This is a genomic window from Pustulibacterium marinum (genome assembly GCF_900116665.1).
GTDB classification, from domain to species: domain Bacteria; phylum Bacteroidota; class Bacteroidia; order Flavobacteriales; family Flavobacteriaceae; genus Pustulibacterium; species Pustulibacterium marinum.
Map to the genome: position 1 here is coordinate 15,444 of NZ_FPBK01000019.1, position 24,292 is coordinate 39,735.

Sequence of the window (24,292 nt, forward strand, 5' to 3'; positions counted from 1 at the left end):
TTGTAATAATTTATAGGAAAGCTGTCAGTTTTGGCGGCTTTTTTTATTTAAAATAGTATGAATAAGATAGAGGAAGCTATAAAACCTATACAGCCCAAAATGGTGATCATAACTGTCCAAGACTGAAAAGTTTGCTTTTCTGACAAACCTAAATACTGACTTACGAGCCAAAAACCACTATCGTTTACATGAGAAAAAATAGAAGCACCGGATGCAATAGTAGTTACCAAGGCGGCAAGTTGCATATTACTCAAACTTAAAGTTTCTAACAAAGGGGAAACCAATCCAGCAGCGGTAATCATGGCCACTGTAGATGATCCTTGTAAAACTCGTATAGCAGCAGCGGCAAGAAATGCAAAAACAATGATGGGAAAGCCTAAAGACACCATAGCTTCAGCTACAGCTTTTCCTATTTCGGTATCTAGCAAAACTTGTTTAAAAACACCTCCTGCACCAGTTAAAAGGATAATGATTCCGGTGGTTGAAAGTGATTTTGTAGTTAAAGAAACCAATTCCTGCTTGCTAAATCCTCTCTGAATTCCCAAAATATACCACGCGAATAGATTGGCTAAAATCAAAGCAATAAAAGGGTGACCTACAAGTAAAATAGTTTCTTTTATAAAAGAATTTGAAATATGAACTATTCCACTATCGGTAATGGTTTTTAAAACAATCAAAAAAATAGGCAATCCAATTATAAATACTACTGAACTTATTTTGGGCAACTGAATGTTTTCATTTTCATTGATGTCCAACTCTTTTGGTACAGTAACATTAATTCGTTTTGCAATGTGCTTTCCAAACCATAAACCACTGATGAGAGCCGTTGGTATTCCAGCAATAAAACCAGAAATGATAACCCAACCCAAGTGAACTCCAATAATATCTGCTACGGCAACCGGTCCGGGTGTTGGTGGAATAAATGCATGCGTAATGGCCAATCCTGCTAATAATGGAATTCCAAAAAGCAAAAGTGACTTTCCTGTTTTTTTCTGAAGAGCATAGAGTACCGGTACCAAAATGATAAAAGCAACATCAAAAAATACCGGAATTGCAATGAAAAAACCGGTAATGACCATTGCTAATGGAGCATTTCTAATAGAAAATTTGTGAAGTAAATAGTTTGCTAACGCAGTGGCGCTACCGGATGCTTCAAGTATGGCTCCCAAAATTGCTCCCAAACCAACAATAGTAGCCACAAAACCAAGCGTACCTCCCATTCCCTTTTGAATGGTAGTTATTAATTCAGATGCATCGAGTCCGGCTAGTAATCCTGTTACAATGCTTACGATAAGTAAGGCTAAAAAAGGCTGTAATTTCACCTTTAAAATCAAAAAGACCAACAATCCGATGGCTGCAAGAATTTCAATGGCTAAAATTACATTCATGAATCTATGTTAATTGTTGCATTAATTCGTTCATATTTTCCTCTATAGAACCAGAAACATCAACTACTATAGCGTTATTTGGCTCTTCCAAAGTGTCAAACTGACTTTTCAGTAAAGAAGCCACCATAAAGTGATTTTTTCGATATGCTATTCGGTCATAAATGAGCTCATAACTTCCTTTTAAAAATATAAACTGAACATTTTCTTCAATAGATTCGGTCAGTATTTTTCTATATTTTTCTTTGAGAGCAGAGCACGTCATTACTGCTGAAGTTTTATCTTGTATATGTTCCAAAGCAACTTGATGCAATGCTTCTAACCAAGGCAATCTATCCTCGTCGTTTAATGGAATACCGTTACTCATTTTTTCTTTGTTTGCATCAGAATGGTAATCGTCTGCTTCTATGTATTTTATTTTTAGTTGTTCTGAAAGTTTCTTTGCAATAGTTGTTTTTCCTGAAGCGGAAACGCCCATTACAATGTAAATAGTTGGGTGAATCATACTTTAATAAGTTTAAATTGAAGGGGGAAGCTCCTTCTTTTTAAATGTTTTTCACTTAAAGATACAAATACTTGCCAACGTAGGTTTTTAAACTTTCGGCTTTATAAAAAAGTTAAGATTTCTAAGTGCTAAATCAGTATCCATTATGATTTGGCAATTTTATTTCATCTCAAAATTAGTCACATTTTCGTTTCTGATTTCTTCTCCGGAAACATTCGAAGCAGTAACGTTTTTCAAGACTACATTCTCTATGGACAATTCTTCTTGTCCTTCAATTTTTGAGATGAATTGAACATCTTTTGCTTTGAAGTTTTCAAGGTAAATATTGGTAATAGGTGTTAATTTTTTTTCTAGTGTAGGCACCAAATCTCTCCATTGATATAAAACATCTGTTTCAATACCCAAAATACCTTTGTCTATTTTTCCCGAAGTAATATTTTTCATATAAATACCATCTACATAACCACCGCGTCTTTCGTTTGTTTTTATAAATAGGAGATGAAAAAGTTTAGCTCCGTCTGCCACATCGCAATTCTCCATATAAACATTTTTGATTCCACCAGAAAGTTCGCTACCAATAGCCAATAATTGATGCCCATTTTTTACTTTACAATTTCTAATGACAATGTTTTCTGCCGGAGCATTTAATCGCCATGCTTCTTGATTTCTTCCTGCTTTTACTGAAATAGCATCATCACCTTGATCAAAAACACAATTTTCAATAAGCATGTTTTTTGACATCTCAGGGTCTACTCCATCATTATTGTGCCCATGAGCATACACATTCAAACCTTTAATGACAACGTTTTCGCATTGATACGGATGAATGGTCCAAAAAGGGCTGTTGGTAATGGTTACATCTTCTAAAAGTATGTTTTTTGACCTATTGAACTGAATAAAATGTGGACGCAAATGTGAGCTGTCGTTCACCATATTTCTGTTGGCCATGGCACTATCATTAGCTGCTAAATAATAAAGGCGTTTCAGGCTATTCATATGAGCTTTTGGTCTGGAAAACCATGTTTTCCAAACATCTATTTTTGCCTTCAATTCCCCTTTTCCTGTAATAGCTATGTTTTCACACTCATATGCATACACCAAAGGTGAATAATTTATACACTCCATTCCTTCCCAACTTGTTTTTACTGCCGGCAAATAATCATTAGGATCTTCAGAAAACAGTAAAACAGCGCCTTCATCTAAATGTAAATTTACATTACTTTTGAAATGAATAGTTTTGGTAAGCCATTCTCCCTTTGGAATCACAACCGTTCCACCGCCCATCTTATGTACAGAATCTATTGCCATTTTTATAGCCTCGGAAGTTTTCTCTTTATTATTAGAAACAGCACCCAAATCTACTATGGAAATTTTCGCCAATTCTCCATAATCTGGAATTTTCAATTTTGGCATTTCAAATGGAATATTCTCAAAATTTACTTCGGAGAATTGTAATTCCGGTGGAGATTCACTTTTGGTGTCGCAAGAAATAAATAGTCCCGCAATTAAGGTTAAAAAGAGTAAAGTTGATTTTTTAATCATGGTATAAAATGTTTAAAATTATTCTGATTGAAGTTGTATTTTTCCATGTTTCAAACCACTTCCCTTAATTGAAACTTCAATGGGTCCTGCTGTTTTTTTGCTCTGAACTATAACAACCAATTTGCCACTAAACGTTTCCATGTTTGGTTCGTGAAATACATCTAAAGAAGTTGCATCTCCATTACAAATTGCTTTAAAACTACCTGCTCCTTTTACATTCACTTTCAACATTTTTGTAGCTGTAGGACATTCTATCCCGTTTTTATCAACTACCGAAACTGTTATAAAGATTAGATCTTCACCATTAGCTTTCAACATTGTTTTGTTAGGTTCTAATTTTAAATGATGTGGTTTTCCTGCTGTTTTTATTTCTTTTTCCATAGCAACAGTTCCATCATCATTATACGCTACAACTTTTACCGTTCCTGGTTCGTATTTGGTATCCATCCACATCAATCGATATCTGTTTTGATGTGTTTTGTTTGATTTTTCCTGAACTCCCTGACTTTTCCCATTGATAAAAAGTTCTGCCTTTTTGAAATTGGTATAAACAAAAATTGGTGTGGTCTCTCCTTCTCTACCTTCCCAATTCCAATGCGGTAAAATGTGTAGTGTATTTTCGGTTGTATTCCATCTACTTCGGTACAAATAATACCGGTCTTTTGGCAAACCTGCTAAATCGCAAATACCAAAATAAGAACTTCTCGATGGCCAATATTCGTCATAGGGCGTTGGTTCTCCCAAATAATCAAAACCTGTCCATACAAATTCTCCTATCACCCAAGGTTTGTCATCTTGCAATACAAAATCGTCATCTGGTAAATTGGACCAACTGCAATATTCCACATCATAAGAGGAGCTTTGTAAATCTTCATATTGCTTATTATAGCCATTTTCTACTGGGAATTTATAGATTCCACGAGAACTCACTGTTGAAGCTGTTTCCGAACCCATAATAAACCCTTGCGGAAATTTCTCATAGGCTTCTTCATATAAATGAACTCTATAATTTAATCCCGGAATGTCTAACAAAGCACCAAAACCAGATGCCATTACAGCTTTCACTTGATCCATACCAACGGTTACAGGCCTTGTAGGATCTTCTCTATGAAAAACTTCCTGAAGCCATTTGGCTCTTTTCACGCCTTCGCTTCCGTATTGATCAGGTACCTCGTTACCTGCACTCCACATGACAATACATGGATGATTTTTGGTAGCTTTTACCAAATTTACCACGTCTTTTTCTGCCCAATTATCAAAATATTGATTGTATCCATTTTTTACTTTTGGCTTTTTCCACTCATCAAAGCTTTCCGCCAGAAATAAAAAACCCATTTCGTCACACAACTCCAATTGCTCTAAAGATGGCATATTGTGAGAGGAACGGATGGCGTTACAACCCATATCTTTTAAAATAGTGAGTTGTCTACGCAATGCTTCTTTATTAACAGCAATTCCCAATGGACCAAGATCATGATGCAAACAAACTCCCTTAAATTTGGTCGTTTTTCCGTTTAACTGAAATCCGTTTTCTGCAGTATATGATATAAAACGAACACCAAATTGAATCTTTTGCGAATCCACCAATTGGTTTCCTTTATAAAGTTTTAGTTCTGAAGTGTACAAATACGGATTTTCTGGACTCCATAACTTTGGATTTTCAATTTTTATGTTTTGAATAAATTGATCTCCAAATTGATCATTTTCAGTAGTTGAAGCCACCACATCTCCTTCAGCATTTTTAATAGTTGTTTCAATTCGAAGATTTTTTTCATTTACTTTTGAAACAATATGTACCAAGGCTTCCTTTTCTAAAATTTGAGTTGTAGTAATGGTTTGTCCCCAATGCTGAAAACTTTTTTTATTCTTTTTGATTAGCTGAACCTTTCGGTAGATTCCGGCGCCAGGATACCAACGACTAGAGAAAGGCTGATTTTCCAATCTCACAGCGATAACGTTTTCTTTATCAGCAATTAAATACTCTGAAATATCGAAATAGAAATAACTATAACCGTATGGACGTTCTCCAACAAAGGTTCCGTTGACATAAACCTTCGCGTTACTCATTGCTCCATCAAAAGTGAGTAGTATTTGTTTTTCTAAATCGGCTTTTGATACTGAAAAATAGTTACGATACCAACCAACTCCTATAAATGGTAAAGAACCCGTTCTACCCGTCTTTTCGGTTGCTTTGTCTTCTCCATTTTGTTCAATTTTTACAGTTTGCTTATCAATTTCCTTATCAAAGGGACCATAAATTGCCCAATCATGTGGAACTGAAACAGTCTCCCAATCGGTGTCATTAAAAGCTATATTTTGAGCATTCTGTACTTCTCCTTTAGTAAATTTCCAATTATCGGAAAGTGTTGTAATTTCTCTTTCTTGTGCAAACAAACCTACTGAAAACGTACAAAGAATAAGAAATGGAACTTTCTTAAAAAACATAGTTGAGTAATTGATTAATGAATAAAATCTTTTCTGGTAATTGAATTTTCAGGTTTTACTTGAAGCGGATGTACAATAACATATTTTGATAAATTTTCCATTTTTTTTGAATTGATAGGATTACTCATCCATGCATCAAACTCTTCAAAATTCCCTTCCGATAATAACCAATAAGTATACGCTTCTAACAATCCGTTTTCTTGTAATTCCTTTTGATAATTCAGAAGTACAAAATCGAATTTTGGATTGTTCGTTGTATACCATCTTTTTAAGAATTCGTTTTGCAAAATGTACAAATCTTGAATGGTCACTTTTCTTTGCGGAACTTCCTCCGTAATTCCTTCATTCAATAACTGATTAAAATAGGCTTCAAAAGTTTGATTGGAATTTTCAGCCAAACTCTTAGTTAAATAAAACCCCCGTTTATTATTTTTTGATTTGATCAAATTTGCTCTGTAGGTTTCAAATAGTAGTTTGCTTATTTCTGATGTACGCTCTGTATTCTGCTCCAAATTCATGAATAGTTCCCCATATAGTAAAACCCAAATTTTCTCTTGTGTAAAATTCATAGTTTTAGCCAACATATAGTAATTATCGGCATACATAGGATCTTTCTTTACTCCTTCTTCCCAAGAAAGCACTGCTTTATTATACTGTTGCATTCCGTAGGCAACAACACCATTTTCATAGCGCAATCTACCAGAATTGGGGAATTTTGAAATTCCTTTTTTATAAACATAAACCGCACTGTCCGATTCATGATTCAAATCATAACTATTGCCCAATAAAACATAGTAATTTTCATTAAGTGTGGAATCAACTTCAAGTAAGTTTTTTAGAATTTCAATCGATTTATCATACTGAGTATCTACATAATACACATAAGCTTTTTCAAACTGAATTTCTTTATTTTTAGGAGCTAGTTTTTCTGCTGAGTTCAATAATTTAAACGAGGCTTCAATACTCCCTACATTCAGAGAGTCTTTTGCCCTGTTAACCATTTTTTGTACTTTCAAAGAGGCGGTTTGACTATGCAAACTCAGTGAAGTTATAGAGAAAATAAGAAAAAAGTAATGCTTTGGCATACTTATCATTTTTAGAGGTTTTTAGTTTATTTTGCTAAGAAATTGAGCAAAGGATCCATAAACTTTTTAAAAGCTTCCAGATGTGGTATATGCCCAACGTTTTCTATTTCTACCAACTTAGAATTAGGTATTTTGGTTCGGGTTTCTCTTCCTAATTTATTGTATTGTCCCATACTTTCCTTGACTTCTTTTTTAACCAAAGCTTTTCCAATGGCCGTTCTATCTCTTGTACCTATAATTAATAAAACCGGACACTTGAGATCTTTAAATTCATGAACTACAGGTTGTGTTAAAATCATATCATAAGTCAATGCATTATTCCATGCGATTAATTCTTTATCCTTTCCTTGAGCCCAGCCTGCCAAAATATTTACATACGGATCATAATCTGCTTTCCAAACTCCACCATAGTAATTATCTTTCTGATATTTTTTGATAATTGCATAGTCTTTATTCAACTCATTCTGATACCACCAATCTACATTTAGATAGGGTATTTTAGCTTGATAATCTTCTAATCCGATGGGATTTTCCAAAACCAACCTGTCTGTTACTTCAGGATACATCAATGCAAAACGTGTGGCCAACATTCCTCCCATGGAATGACCTAAAACAGCTGTTTTTTCAATTTCCAATGTCATCAAAAGAGCACGCGTATTTTGTGCTAATTGAGCAAAAGAATATTGAAAATTTTCAGGTTTATCAGATTTTCCAAAGCCTATTTGATCTGGAGCTATCACTCTATAACCTTGAGCTGTTAACGTGTCTATTGTAGATTTCCAATAGGCTCCATTGAAATTTTTCCCATGAAACAACAGTACATTTCTTCCATTATAATTTTTGGGTTTCACATCCATGTAAGCCATGTTGTAAACTCCCTTCTGTTCTTTAAGAATCAGATATAGAACAGGATAAGGATATTCATAGCCTGTTAATTTTGCATCTAAAGATTTTACAGTTACCGAAGTAGAATCTGTTTGGGCAAATAATATTGTGCTAAAAAGCACACATAAAAGTACTAGCGTTCTTTTCATAAAAAGGATTTAAAAGGCTGAAAATTATAAACTTTTACTATCAGCACTAAAAACACACCGTTAAAATATCTATAAATAACTACTAATGCATCCTGTACTGTTTGTTACAGATAAAGATAATTGATAGTTTTGAGTTTTATAAAAGTATGAAGAATATTTCCATATTGTACATAGGTAAGGACAAAGATATTTTGGAAACCATGTTACGTGTGATCAACAAAAACCCAGATTGGAAAGGTACTGGTGAATCCAGTATTGAAAAAGCAAAAAAACAACTTGTTGATAACAGATTTTCAATCATCTTATTAGGAAACGGATTGTCTACAGATGAAGAAAAAGAGATTGAAAATTATGTTTTGGAACAGGAACTTTCCATTCCTGTTATTCAACATTACGGCGGAGGAAGCGGATTGTTACAAAGTGAAATATTTACAGCACTAAATCAAAAAAAATCATGAACATTTCAGATATCTCAGAAAAGACTACGTTACACAACAACATTCAAATGCCTTATTTAGGTTTAGGTGTATATAAATCTAAAGATGGTCAAGAGGTTGAAAAGGCAATTGCTTCAGCTTTTGACAATGGTTATAGACTTATTGATACAGCGAGTTATTACAATAATGAAGAAGGTGTTGGCAATGCTATTAAAAATTCAAGTATTCCCAGAGAAGAAATTTTTGTGACTACCAAAGTTTGGAATGATGATCATGGTTATGAAAATACACTGAAAGCCTTCGAAATTTCTTTGAATAAGCTGCAATTAGATTACATAGATCTTTATATGATACATTGGCCAATGCCCGACTTATATATCGAAACCTGGAAGGCTATGGAAACTCTCTATAAAACTGGTAAAGTAAAAGCTATTGGAGTTTGTAATTGCATGCCACATCATATAGAAACTTTGGTAAAAGAATGTTCTATAAAACCAATGGTGCTACAAAATGAATTTCATCCCAGACTTGTACAAGAAGATATTCTTGATTTTTGTAAACTTCATAACATTCAAATGCAAGCGTGGTCACCTCTTATGCGTGGACGAATTTTAGATAACGAAACACTACAAGAGATTGGAAAGAAATACAATAAATCCACAGCTCAAATAATTCTTCGTTGGAATCTGCAAAAAGGAATTTGTACCATTCCAAAAAGTGTGCATGAAAATAGAATTATTGAAAATGCTTCTGTTTTTGATTTTGAACTTACTCCATTGGAAATTAACACTATAAATAGATTAGACACCAATGAAAGAACTGGTGCCCACCCTGATCATTTTATAGAACACTTTAAGCAGAAAGAAGCTAAAAGCAAATCATAGTTCTTTATAAATAAAACTTACGGAATTTCTATTCCAATAGAAGGAATCATCATAAGACCAGTTCTAAAATTGATATCTCCATTTGAAGGCGAATCTATGTATAAATCGTCATATCTAAATTCTGTTGAAATATAAACACCAATCCATTTGTAAATGGTATAATGTAGCTGTGGTGTTAAAGTATAAGAAGTTCCTCTATCATAAAAGATATCATCATTATGGTAATTTTTATAGCCAATACTACCAACTCCCAATTGAACATTTCCATCGAACTTATTGGAAATAGAAAACCCATATCCAGTGAATACTCGAAATGTACTAGCTCTAGTTTTGTTATAAGCACCCATCTTTGAAACATCATCTACCGTGGCCTCTATTCGGCTAAAACTTATTCCTAACAATATATGTTTCATAAAACCGTCTGATCTTTTGAAATTGGTAAAATACTTCAATTCAATTCCGGGATCATACTGTAGTCCAACATTATAGTTGTTATTTTTATTGAGAGGCACTGGAAATTGATATCCTATTTGAAAACCTCCAATATCTAGATCTATTGTGTCATTTTCTGAAATTTCTACTATTGCTTGAGCATATCCAAAATGGAGACAAAAGAAACATCCACAAAAAACTAGTACTAATTTAATATTCGATTTCATAAGTAGTGTCAGATTGGGTTAATACTAGTGATATGCTTTGTGGCTCTTCATCATTTATAGTGTAAACAATTTGAATCTCTTCATTTAGCAACGTTCGAATTTGTACATGTGTATTTGATTCATCATAATTATTTACTTGATTCGTAAAACACTCAGAAGCACCATATATTTCAACTTCATCTTCATAAAAACTACACGTAGCGCTAGGATACATTACTTGATAATTGATAGTGCTAGAAGTGCCTGAAGTATTATTTAGCACTATATCTAAATTTGCAGCATCATACAGCGTAACGTTGTAGGTAAAACTTGTTTTGGAATCTCTATCATCACCTAAGTAACGATCATACGATGAATAGTTAGTACTGGAATTTGATTTATTCACTTTTAAAATTGCTGAATCATCGGAACTATCCAAAGAGTAAAATTCATAAAATCCATTAGAATTCGTACGTCCGTAACCCAGCGTAGATCCGTCCACTACATAACTAACCTTAATATTTTCTATAGGTTCATCATTGTAATTGACAACAGTTCCATGTAGAAGAATTCTTCTGTTATTTTCTATATCAAAATCATCACAACCGTGAAATATCAATAAACAAAAAACCAAAATTATCTTATAAAAGTGCTTCATAGGTGAATATTTTTATGAAGATACCGTAAGATAATTTTGGTTGCGTATATTTAATTCTTTTTTTTGAAAGAATTATTGTATTAAAATTATATAGATTGAATTTTTAATAATTCTCCACCCTATCCAAAAGTTTGAGTGCTTCCTCTAAATCTAATTCAGCTAAAGAGTTTACAATTAAATTAGGTTTGAAAGCATAATTATCCAATTCTTCTTTTCGAGTTACACCAGATAGAGTAAGTACTGTTTTGTATCCTAGTTGAACAGCTCCAAGAATATCGGTATCCATAGTATCTCCTATAACAATAGTTTCACGAGCTTCTAAACCTAAATGCTTTCTGGCAGCTCTCATCATAACCGGGCTTGGTTTTCCAACAGAAAAAGCTTGTTTACCGGAAGCTTCTTCAATCATTTTAACTATGGCCTTAATTCCTAAATTATCCCAACCTTTAATTTTTGGAGAAGGGTCTAAGTTTGTAGCGATCAACTTAGCGCCGTTTAAGATCATGTTCACAGCAGTATTTACCATTTCAAGAGTGAAATTTCTACCTTCACCAACTACCACAAAATCCGGATCTTGATTCACCATTACATAACCTTGTTGATGCAAACTAGTAATCAAACCGCCTTCACCAAGAACATACGCGGTTCCGTTTGGGTTCATAAAAGATAAAAACCATGAAGTTGCCATGGCACTTGTATATACATTTTCTTCTTTGATATGAATTCCTAAACGAGCACATTTATTCACTGCATCCAATGGTGTACGCTGGCTATTATTGGTCATGAAACAAAAAGGAATATCCTTTTCTTGTAACTCAGCTATAAATTTATCTGCTCCGGGAATTAAGGTGTTATTTCCATAAATTACACCATCCATATCAATTAAAAAACCTTTTTTCATCTCTAGTATATTTAACGTCAAAAATAGTAATTAAAAAATGTTTAGTTAAATAAACATCCCTTTTTGAAGATTAAATTTTTGTGAAGTGGATTGCAACCTATTTCGTTTTATTCTATTTCAATTTTTTCTCCACCAAATTTGGGCCTTTTTCCAAACATAAGATCTAAAACCATTTTACATCTTGCTAACTTTTCACGCATTTGAGTTTTGAAACCATAGCTCACGGAAACATCCTTTGCATTAAACCCAGTAGCCTTCATTCCCTTAGATTCCGCTATATAAATAGCACGTTGGTTATGCCATTTTTGAGAAATGACAATAATTTCGGTTTGGCCAAATATTTCTTTACAGCGTACTACAGAATCTAAGGTTCTAAACCCTGCGTAATCCAAATAAATACATTCTTCTTGAACACCCCTTTCTATCAAATCATTTTTCATAGTTATGGGTTCGTTATACTCTAGAGTTCCGTTATCACCACTAACTAAAATATAATTGATTTTCCCAGCTTTGTAAAGCGCTACAGCAGCATCTATCCTATTCTCATAATATTTATTGAGTTCTCCTCTTCTGATGTATTTGGAGGTACCCAAAAGCAACCCGACTTTCTGAGATGCTATTCTTTCTACACTAGAAAAAGTACTTCCCTCAGTATCTTTGTTGACCAAAAAATCTACACTAAAAATGATGATTACCAATACCAATATGAGTATAAAGAATATTTGTATCATCTTTCTTAGTTTTTTCATGTATAAATAAGTTTTCGAATCTCTGTTTGTGCTTGTTCTTCTGAAATAGTAGGATTTTTACCTTCCTGAAGTTTTTTAATCTTTCTTATAGTTTTTGCAGTATCGGCCGCAGTTCGTTTTATTTTGTTTTCAGATGGAAATGCATCTTTATGTTGAAACTCAATATCATTACCATTTATTGTGATTACATAGAGTTTCTCTGTTTCGCTATCACTATAAAAGTCTGTCCAACGGGCAAAACCAATTTTAACTCGATCTTTTTTTGCTGTTGGAATGGATGCAATTCGCCATCTGCAATTGGCTGCTCTTCCCCAGTGATTTGCAACTCGAAAAACTCCTTCTTCAGTATAAAAATAGCTTGATCCAGATTTACTTTTATAATGTGGTTTTTCGTTTTGAAAAGGAAAATCTTCTTTAATTACCTGTTTAAAAACGCAATAGGTATGTTTAAAAAAGTTTCCTTTATGATATTTTTTCTGCAATTACTTTTTATTAAAAACTACCTTTTTATCGCTATACTTGGTTTTAACTATTGTAAAAGGACTTGTCAAAGCGGTGGTTACTAAACCTCCCGGTTCTGGAGAAGTTTCTGCTACAGTAACTTTGATCATACTAGTAGTTTCTTCTATATCAGTAACATTTATAGCATAACCTCCTGTACTTCTTTGACCCATACACAAAATGAGCAACATTTCTTTGGAATAATCTAAAGCTGGTATTTCGTAGCCAGGTGAAACGTTTGTATTTATTTGAGCATAAAATTCTTCTACAATAGAAGGCTCTTTTGCTACAATAATTTTTGCATCTTCCGGACCTCCATGGGATTTTTGAAGTAAAACCTCCCATGTTGGTTCTTGTTTCTTAGAAGCTGCAACGACCTTTTCTGTACTATCACAACTCATAAAAATCAAGAAACTTAAAATACTAAGCGTGCTTAAAAGCTTTTTCATAGATAGCTTCATATAACGGAACTATATTGTTTACATCAAATTTTTCTGATTCTTTTCTGGCTTGTTGCTTAAATTTCTCAAGAGAAGCATCTTCTTTCAAGATTTTTAAAGCATTTTCAGCCATTTCATCTACATTACCTACTTCACTTAAAAAGCCGGTAACACCTTGTCTGTTTACTTCGGGAATTCCGCCAGTATTGCTAGAAACTACCGGAGTTCTATTGACCATAGCTTCCAATGCCGCCAAACCGAAACTCTCGGTTTCCGATGGTAATAAAAATAGATCTGAAAAACATAAAATTCTGTCTATTTCGTTACTATTCCCAAGGAACATTACTTTATTTTCTATTCCCAATTTTTCGCAAAGCAATTCAGCTTTTTCTTTTTCGGGTCCTTCCCCTACCATCATCAGTTTGGCAGGAATCTCTTTTTGAATTCTATAGAAAATTTGAACAACGTCTTGTATACGTTTTACTTTTCTAAAATTACTCACGTGGGTAATTATGCGCTCTCCTTCTTTAGCCATCATTCCACGCTGACAATCGGTAAATTGTGTTTTATAAGCGTGGGCATCTATAAAGTTTGGAATTACTTCTATATCATTCTTTATATCAAAAAGACGCAAGGTATCTGCTTTTAAACTTTCGGAAACAGAAGTTACAATATCTGATTTGTTAATACTGAAAGTTACGGCTGGTTTATAAAAAGGATGATTTCCTACCAAAGTAATATCGGTTCCATGAAGTGTGGTAACCATAGGAATATAAATACCTTCTTCTTCTAACATTTGCTTGGCCATATATCCTGCATATGCATGCGGAATGGCATAATGAACATGCAATAATTCAATTCCATATAGTTTTACCATATCCACCAATTTGCTGGACAAGGCTAACTCATAGGGTTGGTAATGAAACAATGGATATTTGGGTACGTGAACTTCATGAAAATGAATATTACTCCCCAATAATGCAAGCCTTACCGGTTGTTTGTACGTAATAAAATGAATTTCATGTCCTCTGTTGGAAAGAGCCATTCCAAGTTCTGTAGCTACTACACCACTTCCCCCAAAGGTGGGATAACATACAATTCCTATTTTCATTGTTTCACTAACTTATTATTTGGTTTTCAAATGTACGACTAACTTTTTTTAGGTTTGTTACAATTTTGTTAAAGCCATTAACAGAAAGAGGTTGAACACATCTTACGAATCTATTCAACCTCTTACATTTATATTTTAAAGTGACTTACGAACTATGACAATTTGTAAATCTCCATGATTTCTTCCAAGATTTTTTCAAAGTCTATTTTAAGGTCGATTATTGTACCTGTGTGAAGATCAAAAACCCAACCGTGAACGGTAATTTCACGTTCGCGTACAGCTTTCTGAACATCTGCTGTTTTAATTACGTTTACACACTGTTCTTGTACATTTAACTCTACCAAACGATTGTATTTTGCTGTTTCATCTTCAATAGCATTTAATTCATCTTTATGAAGACGATATACATCGCGAATGTTTCTTAACCACGGATTTAGAAGTCCAAGATCTTCAGATTGCATAGCAGCCTTTACGCCACCACAATTGTAATGACCACAAACCACTACATGATTTACTTTCAAATGAGATACTGCATAGTTGATTACAGACATCGCATTAATATCTGTATTTGGAACCATGTTGGCAATGTTTCTATGAACAAAAACTTCTCCAGGTCCTGCACCCATAACTTCCTCTGCGGTTACACGGCTATCTGAACATCCAATATATAAGATTTCAGGACTTTGACCTTTTGCTAATTCGTTGAAATAATCTTTGTCCAGGCTTAATTTTTCTTGAACCCAGTCTTTATTGTTCTCGAAGATTTTTTTAATATCCAATTTTCAAGTCTTTATGGTTATAATGCAAATTTAAAAAAAGCATAGAGGTAGCCTTGAGAATTTTACAATTAATTAAGTTTTATCCAAAGTTCTAAGGTAATGTTTCTACCGTCTTTTACTGCTGCATTTTCTTGTGATCGAATCCATTTGAAACCACATTTTTCTAAAATGATTTTTGAAGCCTTGTTTTCACTATCCAAAAAAGCTTCTACTCTTTTGAGATGTAAAGTGTCCCTGGAAAAGTTTAGAATAGCGGTTACAGCTCTTTTTGCAATTCCTTTACCCCAAAATTGAGGTAAAAGCCAATATCCTATTTCGGCTTTTTCAGAAGTCATGTCATTGAAACCGCAAGCTCCCAAAAAATTGTTTTCTTTGTCCATAATCTTCCACCAAATACCTGTACCAGTTTGCTGCAAATTTTGATACCATGTCATTTGCGTTTTCGTTTCCTCCAATGTTAGAAAACTTACACCATAATATTTAATAACTGCGGGATCTGACAATCCTTTATGTATATGGATAATATCATCAGGATGAATTTCCTTCAGTAGTAATCCTTCTACTTGTAGTTCTGGAAACATTGATTACTTCTTTTTTGCTAATTGCGAAACAATCAAAAAAACAAACATGAAAACAGGAACAGAAAGCGCAAAATACAATCCAAAAAGATTAAGGCCAGTAATAGCAACAAAAATAAACAAAGCAAAAAAGAAACTGTATTTGATTTTCTTCTTCATAAAAATTAATCTACAATGGTAACTACTATTCCTTTTTCTTCTAACATTGGCAGAATCGATTTTGAAATACCGCTATCGGTAATAATCTCATCAATATCATCTAAACTACAAATTCTTCCAAAACTCTTTTTTCCAAACTTAGAACTATCGGCTAATACTATGGTGCGTTCTGCTGCTTTGATCATTTTCTGGTTCAACTGTGCTTCTTCTAAATGTGTTGTACTCAAACCATATTCAAGATCAATACCATCTACACCTAAAAACAATTTACTACAGCTAATGTTCTCCAGGATAAAAGCCGCTTGTACTCCAACAACAGAAGACGAACTATGACGTACATAACCGCCCAATTGTAACACATCTATATGTTTATACCTAATTAATTCCTGAGCTACATTTAAAGATGCAGTGATTACGGTAAGCTTTTCTTTTACCTCTATAGCTTTTGCAAGTGCCTGAACCGTAGTTCCCGAAGCTATTAAAATAGAATCATGTTCCTTTACACGCTTTGCCGCTTCCTTAGCGATAGTAGACTTCTCTTCTACTTTAATTTTTTCTTTTTCATTTACAGAACGGTCGCTTATATAAGGATCATCTAAAGAAGCACCTCCATGAGTCCTATGTAACAACCCCTTCTCTTCCAGAAATTTTAAATCTTTACGAATGGTTACTGCAGAAACATTTAATTCTTTACATAAATCTGCTACTTCCACATATTTATGTTCTTCTATCTTCCTTAAAATAGTTTGATGTCTTTTCATGGTATCAGAATTCATACAAATATATTAAAGTTACTTAACGATTCTCAAAACGAAACCTAACGAAACTGAAAACGTTTTCTCAAGCTACAAACAGCTTAAAACATTGATTTCATTAAGAAAACCTTAACTAACGCTATTATTATAATGCTAAAATAGCGATAATAATTTTTATTATATTTCATTTTTTTATTAATTTATTTTGAAATTTAAAATTAACCGTTTACATTTGAAACCAAATGAAACAAATTAAAACTATTCAAAAGTGAATATTTATAATAGAACATCCATAACAAAAGATTTAGAAAGCAATGCTGACTATGATGTCGTTGTTATTGGTGGTGGAGCAACCGGATTAGGAGTTGCCCTGGACAGTGTAGCAAGAGGTTTTAAAACCTTATTATTAGAACAAGTTGATTTTGCTAAAGGAACATCTAGCCGTAGTACAAAATTGGTACATGGTGGTGTGCGTTACCTTGCACAAGGTAATGTAGACTTGGTAAAAGAAGCGTTGTACGAGCGTGGATTACTTTTGAAAAATGCAGCGCATTTGGCAAAAGATCAAACCTTTATTATTCCTAATTATTCTTATTGGGATGGTATTTTCTATACAGTTGGACTTAAAGTATATGATTTTCTTGCTGGAAAATTAAGCTTAGGTAAATCTGTTCATATTGGAAAAAAAGAAACTTTAAAGAGAATTAGTACTGTAAAACCATCTAAACTTAAAGGTGGTGTTGTGTATCATGACGGTCAGTTCGATGATTCAAGACTAGCAGTAAATGTAGCACAAACCTGTGTAGAACAAGGTGCAACCATTCTAAATCACTTTAGAGTTGAAAACGTAACGAAAGATGCTAATGGAAAAGTGAACGGTGTAGTAGCGAAAGATAATGAAACAGGAAAAAGTTACACCTTTACGGCTAAATCTGTTATCAATGCTACAGGTATCTTCACAGATGACATTTTGAAAATGGATAATCCTGGGGCTCGCCAAATGGTGAGACCAAGTCAAGGAGTTCACTTAGTTTTAGATAAATCATTCTTACCGGGTAATGACGCCATTATGATTCCTAAAACAAGTGACGGACGTGTACTTTTCTTAGTGCCATGGCATGATAAAGTAGTTGTTGGTACTACCGATACACTTTTAGAAGAGCACAGTTTAGAACCTACCGCGCTTGAAGAAGAAATTAAATTCATTCTTCAAACCGCAAATGATTACTTGACGAAGCCGGTTTCTAGAAAAGATGTACTAAGTATTTTCGCAGGACTTAGACCACTAGCAGCTCCAAAAGATGACTCTTCTAAAACGAAAGAAATTTCTAGAAGTCATAAAATATTGGTTTCAAAATCTGGATTGGTAACCATCACTGGTGGTAAATGGACTACTTTCAGAAGAATGGCTCAAGATACTATTGACCGTGCTATTCAAGAAAATCAATTACCAAATAAACCTTGTAAAACAAAAGAATTAAAAATTCACGGTTCTACAAGTACAACCGATAGAAGCGATCACCTATACATTTATGGCTCCGATCAAAAAGAGCTTCATAAATTAATACAACAAACTCCACATTTAGGTAATACCTTACACCCCGAATTACCTTATCTGGAAGTAGAAGTTGTATGGGCAGCAAGACACGAGATGGCTCGTACCGTGGAAGATGTACTAGCCAGACGAGTAAGAGCTTTATTTTTAAATGCAGAAGCGGCTATTGCAATGGCACCTAGAGTGGCAGAGCTTATGGCTGAAGAACTTGGAAAAGACGCTACTTGGCAACAAGAACAAATAGCAGCATTTACCAAGGTGGCTTCTAATTATTCATTACAACGATAATCAAAATTACCAAAATCAAATAAAATTTATTGTTTAACCAAACAGACTGAGTCTCGTTAATTTGTTGTGATTCAGTAGTGCTCAGTCTGTTTATTTTTCAACTATATCATGGATAAATATATAATGGCTCTTGATCAAGGAACCACGAGTTCCAGAGCTATCCTTTTTGACAAAAAAGGGAACATCGTTTCAGTAGCACAAAAAGAATTTACACAGTATTTCCCAAAACCGGGATGGGTAGAACATGACCCTTTAGAGATTTGGTCTACACAAGCTGGTGTAGCTGCAGAAGCAACCGTTAAAAAAGGATTAAACGGTAAAAACATTGAAGGTATCGGTATTACCAACCAACGTGAAACGGTTGTTGTTTGGGACAAAAATACTGGGCAACCTATCTACAACGCAATAGTTTGGCAGGATAAACGTACTGCTAAATATTGTGAAGAATTAAAAGCCAACGGAAAGGCCAAAATGATTCAGGAGAAAACAGGATTGGTTATCGACTCCTATTTTTCTGGTACAAAAGTAAAATGGATTCTTGATAATGTAGAAGGTGCTCGCGAAAAAGCGGAAGCTGGAGATCTTATCATGGGTACCATTGATACTTGGTTAATTTGGAACTTTACCAAAGGTGAAGTACACGTAACAGATGCTACCAATGCCTGTAGAACATTATTCTTTAACATCCACACCATGGATTGGGATGATGAACTTTTAGACTTGTTTGATATTCCAAAGAGTATGTTACCAGAAGTAAAAGACTCTAGTGAAATTTACGGTCATACAAAAACCACCGTTTTTGCTTCTAAAATTCCAATTGCAGGGATCGCTGGTGACCAAATGGCTGCATTATTCGGGCAAATGTGTACCAAAGAAGGTATGGTTAAAAACACCTATGGAACTGGATGTTTTATGTTGATGAATATTGGTGAAGAAGCTAAAATCTCAAAAAACAACTTACTTACATCTGTAGCCTGGAGAATCAATGGAAAAACAGAATATTGTTTTGAAGGAAGTATTTTTATAGGTGGTGCGGTAGTACAATGGTTACGCGATGGATTGCAAATTATCACCCACTCAGCCGATGTTGAAAAATTAGCTACTTCTGTAGATTCTACAGATGGTGTTTACTTTATTCCAGCATTCGCTGGATTAGGTGCCCCTCACTGGGATCAAAACGCAAGAGGAACCATGTTTGGTATTACACGTGGTACTACAGACGCTCACATTGCTAGAGCCTCTCTGGAAGCTATTGCTTACCAATCCATGGATATTCTAAAAGCAATGCAAGCAGATTCAGGTATTGAAATTAAAGAACTTCGTGTAGATGGTGGAGCTTCTGTAAACGATATGTTGATGCAATTCCAGTCAGATGTATTAAACACTAATACCATCAGACCAAAAGTTACCGAAACTACAGCCTTGGGTGCGGCTTATTTAGCGGGTCTTGCCGTAGGATATTGGGATAGTATGGAAGAAATTCAGGAAATCTGGGAAGAGGACAAGCAATTTCAACCTACAGAAGAAAGAACTAATGTGGAAGACGGAATTAAAGGTTGGTACAGAGCTGTAAACGCATTGAAAGCTTGGAGTGCTGACGAAGATTAATTAAAAACTTATAGAGAAAATGACACCATTTATTGCAGAAATATTAGGAACTGCGCTACTAATTCTTTTGGGAGGGGGAGTTGTAGCAAACGTAAACTTAAACAAAGCTATTGGACAAAATAGCGGATGGATTGTGATTACTACCGGATGGGCCTTGGCCGTATTTGTTGGCGTAGTTGTTGCCGGTCCTTACAGTGGGGCACATTTAAACCCGGCTGTAACAGTAAGCTTAGCTATTGCTGGTAGTTTTCCATGGGCAGATGTACCAGCATACTTGGCTGCCGAATTTATTGGAGCTATGATAGGTGCTACATTGGTTTACTTGATGTATAAAGATCATTTTGACGCTACAGAAGACGGCGGAGCCAAAAGAGCCGTTTTCTGTACGGCTCCAGCGATCCCTAATTCGTTTAGAAACGTGTTAAGTGAAGCCATTGGAACCTTTGTTTTGATCATTTGTGTATTATATTTTGCTGGGGCTGAATTTACAGACTCAGTAGGTACAACCACAAAAGTAGGATTAGGATCCATTGGAGCTATCCCTGTATCGTTTGTAGTGTGGGCCATAGGTTTATCACTTGGTGGTACTACAGGATATGCTATCAATCCGGCTCGTGATTTAGGACCTAGAATTATGCATGCCATTCTACCTATCAAAGGTAAAACCGATGGTGGATGGGGGTATGCTTGGGTACCTGTTGTAGGTCCACTTGTGGGTGGTGCATTAGCAGCATTTTTATTTGTAGCCCTTTCGTCCTAGTAGTAATTTCAATTTAAGTAATCATGAAACAAATATTTTATACAGCCATACTTGTGCTTTCTTGTCAGCTAGGAGTTTATGCACAGACAGAATCTGAAACTATTTCAGAAGATAAAAATGAAGAAAAAGTTGAAAAATATCAGCCATTTAACTTCAACCTACAAGTAAAAAACATGCACTTGTGGAGAGGATATCGCGTTACCGATGCTCCTATGACAGCGGCCGATGTAAATTATCTTTCTAAAAACGGAAAGTTCAAAGCCGGTTTGTGGGGTGGATCTGGATTTAATGGTGATTATCACGAATTTGATTATTACGTATCATACACAACAGGCGGATTTAATTTTGCTATTTGGGATATTAATAATTATAGTGATTATCCAGATGCGAAGATCTTTAACTATGACATCGGAAAAACATCGCACTTTATTGATGTTTCTGCAGCTTATACTTTTAAAAAGATTCCTTTAAAATTATCATGGGCTACGATTGTATTAGGAAGAGATTTTTACGAAAACGATAACGGAGAATTGAAGAACTCATTCTCTCATTATGTAGAAGGATCATATATTTTAACTCAAAAAGAAAACTGGTCGTTAGGTGTTTATGCAGGTTTTGCATTTTCAGCTACTTCCGATGACGATACCAATTTCTACGGACCAAAATCTGGTTTTAACAACATTGGGGTGGTTTATAACAGAGATTTAAATGTATTTGATAAAATTACTATACCGGTATCTGCAACAGCTATGTGGAATACCATTCAAGATTACGGCGCCATTCAGGTAGCAGTTAATTTGTTTTAAGTTTGATTTGTTTATTTACAGACAAAGAAGTCGGCCTGTGGGCCGACTTTTTTTATTTAAATATTTAGCAAAGAAAGTTACGAATAGACCTAGTTGTATTGAGGATGTGTACCTTTCCATAAAAACAAAAAGTCGCTGAAAAGCAAAGCGACTTGTATAAGTATGCCCTATAGTTACATAACCCCACACCATATACCTACTTATGCGCTGCATAACGGGCACTCTTGTGTTTCGTTAGTGAACGTGAATATATACTTCAAACGCAGTTTTTGTACAGTTCATTTTTGCACTTACCAATATACAACTTTTTTACACATACCGTAATAATGCATGAAAAGGTAGAGTACCGTTGATGTCCCTATACTTTATGATAAAAAAATGCTGGTACTACGTTAATATTCTGATTTTTATGAGTAACTTACCACCTAGTAATACCAAATATGCTTCTTTAAAGCAGTAAAGTTCTTGATAAAATTTTAGCTCATGTTCCTTCCATAAATTGTTTTTGATAAAGCAAACAAAACATAGTTTATCATTTTAAAAACAGTTTATAGAGCAAACAAAACATAGTTTACTACAAACACAACAGTTTTTTTCGTAAACTAAACAATTTATGGAGTATCAAAAACAATTTATGTAACATCAAAAACAGTTTATGGAGCGTCAAAAACAATTTATGTAACATCAAAAACAGTTTATGTGGCGTCAAAAACAATTTATGGAACATCAAAAACAATTTATGGAGCGTCAAAAACAGTTTATGGAGCATCAAAAACATATAAATACACGCTCAACCCAGTAAACAAAAAGCCATCTATTTAGTTTAGAAATGTTTAAAATACGTATGAAAACCTGTGTAGTATAAACATCACAGGTTTTGCACACTACTCTCTATTTGTTTTCTTGTTTTAAACTATAAATGATGCACATACATCAACATATTTAATGTATGTCTAGTGACTATCTTCGTAGGCTTTAACAGGTTTATAAAATATAATCACCTGCAATAATATGGCTATGAGAATCAGAAAAATGATTTCGCCTTTGGTAAACCAATTAATAATCTTCATGGCATTGTTACTAATTAGCATTTGTTGTTTGCCTTCTTTTAACTGAATTTCAGAAAGTTCTTGCAGTTTTTCTACAATAACAGCTGTTTTTTGTAAAATGACTTCTTTAGCAATGCCATGGTTACGCTCTAGCTGTATCAATTCATTGATTTTTCCTTCTAAATTGTCAAAAACAATCTGTTCGCCGTCTGTAAGTTTGGTTTTTTTAAAAGCCTCCATATTACTGGCTATGGCTTTGTTTATGGCTTTATTTTCTTTGTTAGAATATACAGTGTCCGAAGACAATAGCGCCACTTCTTTGTCTTTGATATGAATTACCATATCCATCAAAATTGCTGTTGCTACCATTCTGTCTTCATAAATGGTAGTCACAGCTCCATTGATGCGATTAAAATTGGCTCTATCTATTAAATTGGTACTCAATACAATTAAAAAAACCAACAAAATACTGGCTATCCATTTTATTTTATTACTGAATTTCATAGGCGCTATTTTTTGTGTTTAACTTCTTCCTTTCAACCGTACTTCTATCTTTTTCTTTTTATCTGTAAGCTGTTTCATCACGTCCATTAAATCAGGATCTTTGGTTTCTTTGTAAAACTCGTTGATTCCTAAAATAAGACGTTTGGCTTCTCTCGATGCTTCAACACGGTCACTAGTTGTCATGTTGGTCATTTTACTAGCTTCAAAATTGTGGGCATCTTGCAGTAAACTTTTTAAAACTTCCATGATTTTTTACAATTCATTTTTTGGGTTATACAGAACGCTTCTTTAACCAAATATGGGAGGCAATGCTCTAAGAGCGCTGATACTTGGCTATTTGTTGGAAAATACTTTTTTTAAGTACTGAAAAAGCTTGTAACATAGTGGCATATTCATTTCTTTTTCGCTCATGCAATGTTGCTCTTGCCATATCGTAAGCATTTTTACCGTACTCTAATTCTAATTTTAGTTCTTTTTCATAAGTGCAATAATTTCCCATGAGAAGCGTATTTTTTCTTCTAACTTGTAACAATCGGTTGGCTAGCTGCATATCTTTGATCAATTTTGATTCAAAAATTCTGAAATACACAATCTCATCATTTATTTGGTTTAACATCTCCATCCATCCCGACAGCTCAAGCAAATCTTTTTCTATACACAGCTTTCTGTTCAATTCTTCTGTGTACGTCAATTCGGTATTCATATCTTTTGCTACATAAATGCTTTTATACTATGCTGCTCCACATCTTGCGTAACTTCTATAATGGTATACAGTTCTTCCTGAGCTGCATGTGTGTACAGTATAGTATTGCCTTGTGCATGCCCCAACAGCGCCAAGCCTATTGGGGACAACACAGATACTTTGTTGTTTTTCGCATGCACCTCGGCTGGCAATACTAATTGCAATTGCTTAGTGCTTTCTGTTGCCGATTGTATACGCACTTTACTGTAGCAACGAATGATGTTTAAAGGTAACAGTTCTTCATCTAAAATCACTGCATTAGCCAACTTTTGATGCCACTGAACTACCAATTGATGTGCGGTAACATCTGCCGTAAACTCCAGTATACTAAGCATACGCTTGATGTACACATACTCTCGTTTTTCTAATAGTATTTTTGGGTACATCATGAATC

Annotated in this window: 26 protein-coding genes; 6 read left to right on the plus strand and 20 right to left on the minus strand. The window is 34.3% G+C overall.

Annotated features, from left to right (window positions below; genetic code table 11):
• Positions 1-47: 47 nt before the first annotated feature.
• The 6 genes from BM383_RS17210 to BM383_RS17235 all read right to left on the minus strand — a co-directional run bounded on the left by BM383_RS17210 (position 48) and on the right by BM383_RS17235 (position 7,996).
• Positions 48-1,388: a GntP family permease gene (locus BM383_RS17210; RefSeq protein WP_093026395.1), complete on the minus strand. Its 1,341-nt coding sequence runs from the start codon at positions 1,386-1,388 to the stop codon at positions 48-50.
• A 4-nt stretch (positions 1,389-1,392) separates the two neighbouring features.
• The gene (locus BM383_RS17215; protein WP_093026396.1) at positions 1,393-1,890 is read right to left on the minus strand and encodes a gluconokinase; all 498 of its coding nucleotides are present in this window, start codon (positions 1,888-1,890) and stop codon (positions 1,393-1,395) included.
• Between the two features lie 159 nt (positions 1,891-2,049).
• The gene (locus BM383_RS17220; protein ID WP_093026397.1) at positions 2,050-3,432 is read right to left on the minus strand and encodes a glycoside hydrolase family 28 protein; all 1,383 of its coding nucleotides are present in this window, start codon (positions 3,430-3,432) and stop codon (positions 2,050-2,052) included.
• Between the two features lie 18 nt (positions 3,433-3,450).
• On the minus strand, positions 3,451-5,877 hold the full coding sequence (locus BM383_RS17225; RefSeq protein ID WP_093026398.1) for a glycoside hydrolase family 2 TIM barrel-domain containing protein: 2,427 nt from the start codon (positions 5,875-5,877) through the stop codon (positions 3,451-3,453).
• A gap of 14 nt (positions 5,878-5,891) precedes the next feature.
• The gene (locus tag BM383_RS17230) at positions 5,892-6,962 is read right to left on the minus strand and encodes a tetratricopeptide repeat protein (RefSeq protein ID WP_093026399.1); all 1,071 of its coding nucleotides are present in this window, start codon (positions 6,960-6,962) and stop codon (positions 5,892-5,894) included.
• 26 nt (positions 6,963-6,988) lie between these two features.
• Positions 6,989-7,996, minus strand: coding sequence for an alpha/beta fold hydrolase (locus BM383_RS17235; RefSeq protein ID WP_093026400.1), 1,008 nt, complete (start codon positions 7,994-7,996; stop codon positions 6,989-6,991).
• A 146-nt stretch (positions 7,997-8,142) separates the two neighbouring features.
• Between BM383_RS17235 and BM383_RS17240 the strand changes: the two genes are divergently transcribed.
• Both BM383_RS17240 and BM383_RS17245 read left to right on the plus strand, forming a co-directional pair.
• Entirely contained in the window at positions 8,143-8,454 is a 312-nt protein-coding gene (locus tag BM383_RS17240) for a hypothetical protein (protein WP_093026401.1), read from the plus strand.
• Positions 8,451-9,317 carry an aldo/keto reductase gene (locus BM383_RS17245; RefSeq protein WP_093026402.1) on the plus strand — a complete coding sequence of 289 codons (867 nt, stop codon included), beginning with the start codon at positions 8,451-8,453 and terminating at the stop codon, positions 9,315-9,317. Before BM383_RS17240 ends, BM383_RS17245 begins: the two co-directional genes overlap by 4 nt.
• A gap of 17 nt (positions 9,318-9,334) precedes the next feature.
• Here the strand turns inward: BM383_RS17245 and BM383_RS17250 are convergent, their stop codons facing one another.
• The 10 genes from BM383_RS17250 to BM383_RS17295 form a co-directional block, all read right to left on the minus strand.
• Entirely contained in the window at positions 9,335-9,976 is a 642-nt protein-coding gene (locus BM383_RS17250) for a hypothetical protein (RefSeq protein ID WP_093026403.1), read from the minus strand.
• Positions 9,960-10,613, minus strand: coding sequence for a hypothetical protein (locus BM383_RS17255; RefSeq protein WP_143106459.1), 654 nt, complete (start codon positions 10,611-10,613; stop codon positions 9,960-9,962). Before BM383_RS17255 ends, BM383_RS17250 begins: the two co-directional genes overlap by 17 nt.
• 103 nt (positions 10,614-10,716) lie before the next feature.
• Positions 10,717-11,514 carry an HAD-IIA family hydrolase gene (locus tag BM383_RS17260; RefSeq protein WP_093026405.1) on the minus strand — a complete coding sequence of 266 codons (798 nt, stop codon included), beginning with the start codon at positions 11,512-11,514 and terminating at the stop codon, positions 10,717-10,719.
• Between the two features lie 107 nt (positions 11,515-11,621).
• Positions 11,622-12,263 (minus strand): SanA/YdcF family protein, encoded by a 642-nt coding sequence (locus BM383_RS17265; protein WP_093026406.1) that lies wholly within the window; start codon positions 12,261-12,263, stop codon positions 11,622-11,624.
• A complete protein-coding gene (locus tag BM383_RS17270) occupies positions 12,260-12,745 on the minus strand; it encodes a hypothetical protein (protein ID WP_093026407.1) in 486 nt (161 codons plus the stop codon). The genes BM383_RS17265 and BM383_RS17270 overlap by 4 nt, the downstream gene beginning before the upstream one ends.
• On the minus strand, positions 12,746-13,213 hold the full coding sequence (locus tag BM383_RS17275; RefSeq protein WP_177229158.1) for a protease complex subunit PrcB family protein: 468 nt from the start codon (positions 13,211-13,213) through the stop codon (positions 12,746-12,748).
• On the minus strand, positions 13,188-14,315 hold the full coding sequence (gene bshA, locus BM383_RS17280; RefSeq protein WP_093026409.1) for an N-acetyl-alpha-D-glucosaminyl L-malate synthase BshA: 1,128 nt from the start codon (positions 14,313-14,315) through the stop codon (positions 13,188-13,190). Before bshA ends, BM383_RS17275 begins: the two co-directional genes overlap by 26 nt.
• Before the next feature lie 152 nt (positions 14,316-14,467).
• The gene (locus BM383_RS17285; RefSeq protein ID WP_093026410.1) at positions 14,468-15,094 is read right to left on the minus strand and encodes a carbonic anhydrase; all 627 of its coding nucleotides are present in this window, start codon (positions 15,092-15,094) and stop codon (positions 14,468-14,470) included.
• A 68-nt stretch (positions 15,095-15,162) separates the two neighbouring features.
• Complete coding sequence (locus BM383_RS17290; protein ID WP_093026411.1) at positions 15,163-15,675, minus strand: GNAT family N-acetyltransferase; 513 nt, start codon at positions 15,673-15,675, stop codon at positions 15,163-15,165.
• A gap of 161 nt (positions 15,676-15,836) precedes the next feature.
• Positions 15,837-16,607, minus strand: a complete 771-nt coding sequence (locus BM383_RS17295) for a DeoR/GlpR family DNA-binding transcription regulator (protein ID WP_245766616.1) — start codon at positions 16,605-16,607, stop codon at positions 15,837-15,839.
• Positions 16,608-16,854: 247 nt separating this feature from the next.
• On the opposite strand from BM383_RS17295, the gene BM383_RS17300 reads away from it, so the two are divergent.
• From BM383_RS17300 to BM383_RS17315, 4 genes are all read left to right on the plus strand, one after another.
• A complete protein-coding gene (locus BM383_RS17300) occupies positions 16,855-18,429 on the plus strand; it encodes a glycerol-3-phosphate dehydrogenase/oxidase (protein WP_093026412.1) in 1,575 nt (524 codons plus the stop codon).
• Positions 18,430-18,537: 108 nt separating this feature from the next.
• Positions 18,538-20,037 (plus strand): glycerol kinase GlpK, encoded by a 1,500-nt coding sequence (gene glpK / locus BM383_RS17305; RefSeq protein ID WP_093026413.1) that lies wholly within the window; start codon positions 18,538-18,540, stop codon positions 20,035-20,037.
• A gap of 19 nt (positions 20,038-20,056) precedes the next feature.
• Complete coding sequence (locus tag BM383_RS17310) at positions 20,057-20,797, plus strand: MIP/aquaporin family protein (RefSeq protein WP_093026414.1); 741 nt, start codon at positions 20,057-20,059, stop codon at positions 20,795-20,797.
• A 23-nt stretch (positions 20,798-20,820) separates the two neighbouring features.
• Positions 20,821-21,603, plus strand: coding sequence for a hypothetical protein (locus BM383_RS17315; RefSeq protein ID WP_093026415.1), 783 nt, complete (start codon positions 20,821-20,823; stop codon positions 21,601-21,603).
• Positions 21,604-22,556: 953 nt separating this feature from the next.
• On the opposite strand, the gene BM383_RS17320 is transcribed toward BM383_RS17315, so the two are convergent.
• The 4 genes from BM383_RS17320 to BM383_RS17335 form a co-directional block, all read right to left on the minus strand.
• Complete coding sequence (locus BM383_RS17320; RefSeq protein WP_093026416.1) at positions 22,557-23,156, minus strand: MCP four helix bundle domain-containing protein; 600 nt, start codon at positions 23,154-23,156, stop codon at positions 22,557-22,559.
• 18 nt (positions 23,157-23,174) lie between these two features.
• A complete protein-coding gene (locus BM383_RS17325) occupies positions 23,175-23,402 on the minus strand; it encodes a hypothetical protein (protein WP_093026417.1) in 228 nt (75 codons plus the stop codon).
• Between the two features lie 67 nt (positions 23,403-23,469).
• Positions 23,470-23,859: a hypothetical protein gene (locus BM383_RS17330; RefSeq protein WP_093026418.1), complete on the minus strand. Its 390-nt coding sequence runs from the start codon at positions 23,857-23,859 to the stop codon at positions 23,470-23,472.
• A gap of 8 nt (positions 23,860-23,867) precedes the next feature.
• A complete protein-coding gene (locus BM383_RS17335; protein ID WP_093026419.1) occupies positions 23,868-24,287 on the minus strand; it encodes a GreA/GreB family elongation factor in 420 nt (139 codons plus the stop codon).
• Positions 24,288-24,292: the final 5 nt, after the last annotated feature.